The organism is uncultured Microscilla sp. (genome assembly GCF_947493425.1).
In the GTDB taxonomy this organism is placed as follows: domain Bacteria; phylum Bacteroidota; class Bacteroidia; order Cytophagales; family Microscillaceae; genus Microscilla.
Genome location: NZ_CANLRP010000349.1, coordinates 1 through 2,850, shown reverse-complemented (window position 1 = coordinate 2,850; position 2,850 = coordinate 1). Strand labels below are relative to the sequence as shown.

Here is a 2,850-nt window from a genome sequence, read left to right as displayed (position 1 = left end):
GCAGATGTAACCATGTGGCTGGATCGTCCGGAGTATGAAATAGCGGCTCAACTGGAAGTAATTAAGCAGCCTACAGGTGAGCCCTCTGACATCCCCCTGAGTTTTACTCCGCGAACGGCTCATTTTACGGATGTGGAAATGATTGGCTTACATTTTATTCTGACAGAATTGGAAGCGACCAGATAGCATATTTGTGGGCTACCCCCTGGCATCTTAAATATTATAGGTAGGGGACACAGAACAGTTTAGTTTTCAAAAATAACAAGGGGCTGATAAGGAACTGGGAAAGGTATTATTTTCTGAGAAAACGTTTTCGCCCCACTCAAAACTTATTTTAATAACAAAATCAATGAACAAAGACAACTCAACACAAGCTTCACAGGAAGGCTTATTACCTGTTGAAATAAAAAACGAAATACCAGTAATAGATAGCAGGTTGGTGGCTGAAGAACTGGGTATTAAACATCAAAATTTAATGAAAGCTATCAGGTGCTATCAAGTTAAAATAAAAGAGTTTGGCTCGTTTCGGTTTGAGACCGAAACGAGAAAACGTGATGTAGGGGCAACTACCCTAAAATTCTGCTACCTTAATGAAAATCAGGCCATCTTCATTGGTGCCCTTTCCAAGAATGCGAAAAAGTTTATTGCCTTTAAATCCAAGCTGATTCAATCATTTGCTTATGCTCAGCCATTCAATCAGAAGCTTTGGGCACAGGCAGTAAAAAACCTCCATGAACTAACAGAGTCCATCAAAGAAACTAAAAGGGAAATAAAAATATTGAACTCCTGGCAAACATTTTTGGCACACGAAATAAGTAGCATCAGGGATGCACAAGATTCCTTGACAGACGAAATAACCCATATCAAGGCAGCTCAAACAAGTTTACAGATAGAAAACTTCAACCCGCTTTTCACCAAAGTCAGAAAAGAACTGGGGCAAATGATGCAAAATTATTCGATCTGGTATGGGATGACCACCCAGGGACTCTACCAGATTCTTTACAAGGAATTTACCGTAGCATCCGGACAAAATATATATCAGCAAGCAAAAATGGCAAATAAAACACCCATCGAATGGCTTGAATCCACAGGCTGGATTTTAGAGGCTTATGACTTGGCAAAAAAGCATTTTGGAATACCAAAGGAAAATCAAGATTATCAGGGTGACTTAGGAAATCCCGACAAATAAGAAGGCACCATAACAGTAGTTCAATCTTTCAAATTGGAAGAAAGATAACTACTGTTATTTTAATTAACCAGTGAGTGATGCCGAGATTCAAAAATGGTAAATCAATCGGATTTTTAATGATAAAACCAATGAACACAAATGATTTAAGGCAGCAGTCTTTGCTTCCGGTAGAGGCATTGGGTGAGACTCTGATGGAAACTATCAGGTGTTATTAGGCTAAAATAGAAGAGTTTGGCTCGCTGCCTCTTGAAACGGTAGTGAGAAAACGCGATATAGGGGTAGCTACCCTTGATCAGGCTAGAATAGAAGAGTCTGGCTCGCTGCCTTTTGAAATGGAGACGAGAAAACGTGATATAGGGGCAGCTACCCTTGATCAGGCTAAAATAGAATAATCTGGCTCGTTTCGGCTTGAAACCGAAGTGAGAAAACGTAATGCAGAGGCAGCTACCCTTAAGTATTATCAGGCTAAAATAGAATAGTTTGGCTCGCTTCCTTTTGAAATGGAGATGAGAAAACGTGGTGTAGGGGCTACTACTCTTGAAAACCATCAGGCTAAAATAGAATAGTTTGGCTCGTTTCAGTTTGAAACCGGAGTGAGAAAACGTGATGCAAAGGCAGCTACCTTAACGAAAACCGGGCGATTTCTGTTGACGCCCTTTCCAGAAAAAGGTTGTTGGTTATTGCCTTTAAAAAACGACAATACAAAGAATTTTTTAAAGAAAATATTACATAACTCGCTGACTACCAGTTTTTACACCAAGTTGCGGAAAATAAAAAGACAGGAAGAAGCAGCCCCTTTGATACTATTTGTATGTTAGTCGAATGTGCTAAATCGCTTGTCCTGTTAGCTCAAACCGATAAGGAGCGGGAAGTCAGAAAATACTTTATTGAGCGTGAAGAAAGGTGCCATGCCCGAATATCCTTTAACTAGTGAAAAACTATGCTAACTCTAAGCGAACACCATATACCAAAACTCTTTACAAGTAATCCTCTAAGGAAATAAAACACAAAATCAGGAAAAATGACTATAGCATCACCCAAAACATACAATTCCCTAAAACCTGCAATGTAAAGGTGTTTGCTTTTTCGCTTCTTTACACTATAAAGATGAACAACAACTAAATAAAAATGAAGACAACAAATCTAATGATACAAAGCTTTGGAGATTCAAAAATTGTTTTTACTGAACAAGGCTGGATCAACGCTACTGCCACTTGTAAGGCGTTTGGCAAAAATGGTTTAGACAACTATTTGAGAAGCAAACAATTTATTGAATATGCACAAGTAGTGGCGGTTAGCCTTCAATATGATGACTTTATGGACTTGAAAAAAACCAAAGAAGGAAGATGGGGAGGAACATTTTTACACCCAAAACTGGTCTTTGAGTTTGCCCGTTGGATTAGCCCAATGCTTGCCTTTTGGTGCAATGAAAGAATGGTAAAACGCTTAAAACCACCCGAAATTGCCGCTAAAATAACTTGGCTTGAGCAGAGAATGGACTGCATTGAGCAAGACAAACAGTGGACACCACTATTTGTAGATACCAGAAGCGCCGTAGAACGTTTGGTAAAGAATTACGCCACTGCTACCCAGATGCCCATTGAGGACATATATCAACTACTTTATGAAAGGTTTACGCTGATATACAAACAAAGTCCATA

3 protein-coding genes and 1 pseudogene are annotated in these 2,850 nt (G+C 39.2%); all 4 read left to right on the top strand.

Annotated features, from left to right (window positions below):
* Window positions 1-186, top strand: a pseudogene (locus Q0954_RS33560) (DNA helicase); the annotation flags it as partial.
* A 163-nt stretch (window positions 187-349) separates the two neighbouring features.
* A complete protein-coding gene (locus Q0954_RS33555) occupies window positions 350-1,189 on the top strand; it encodes a Rha family transcriptional regulator (protein WP_299466325.1) in 840 nt (279 codons plus the stop codon).
* Between the two features lie 257 nt (window positions 1,190-1,446).
* On the top strand, window positions 1,447-1,581 hold the full coding sequence (locus tag Q0954_RS33550) for a hypothetical protein (protein WP_299466322.1): 135 nt from the start codon (window positions 1,447-1,449) through the stop codon (window positions 1,579-1,581).
* 736 nt (window positions 1,582-2,317) lie between these two features.
* A partial coding sequence (locus Q0954_RS33545; RefSeq protein WP_299466319.1) for a KilA-N domain-containing protein occupies window positions 2,318-2,850 on the top strand: 533 nt, incomplete at its 3' end.

What these genes read in the sequence shown, in the direction of transcription:
- Q0954_RS33555 (WP_299466325.1), top strand. Translation starts at nt 350, where the DNA reads ATGAACAAAGACAACTCAACACAAGCTTCACAGGAAGGCTTATTACCT.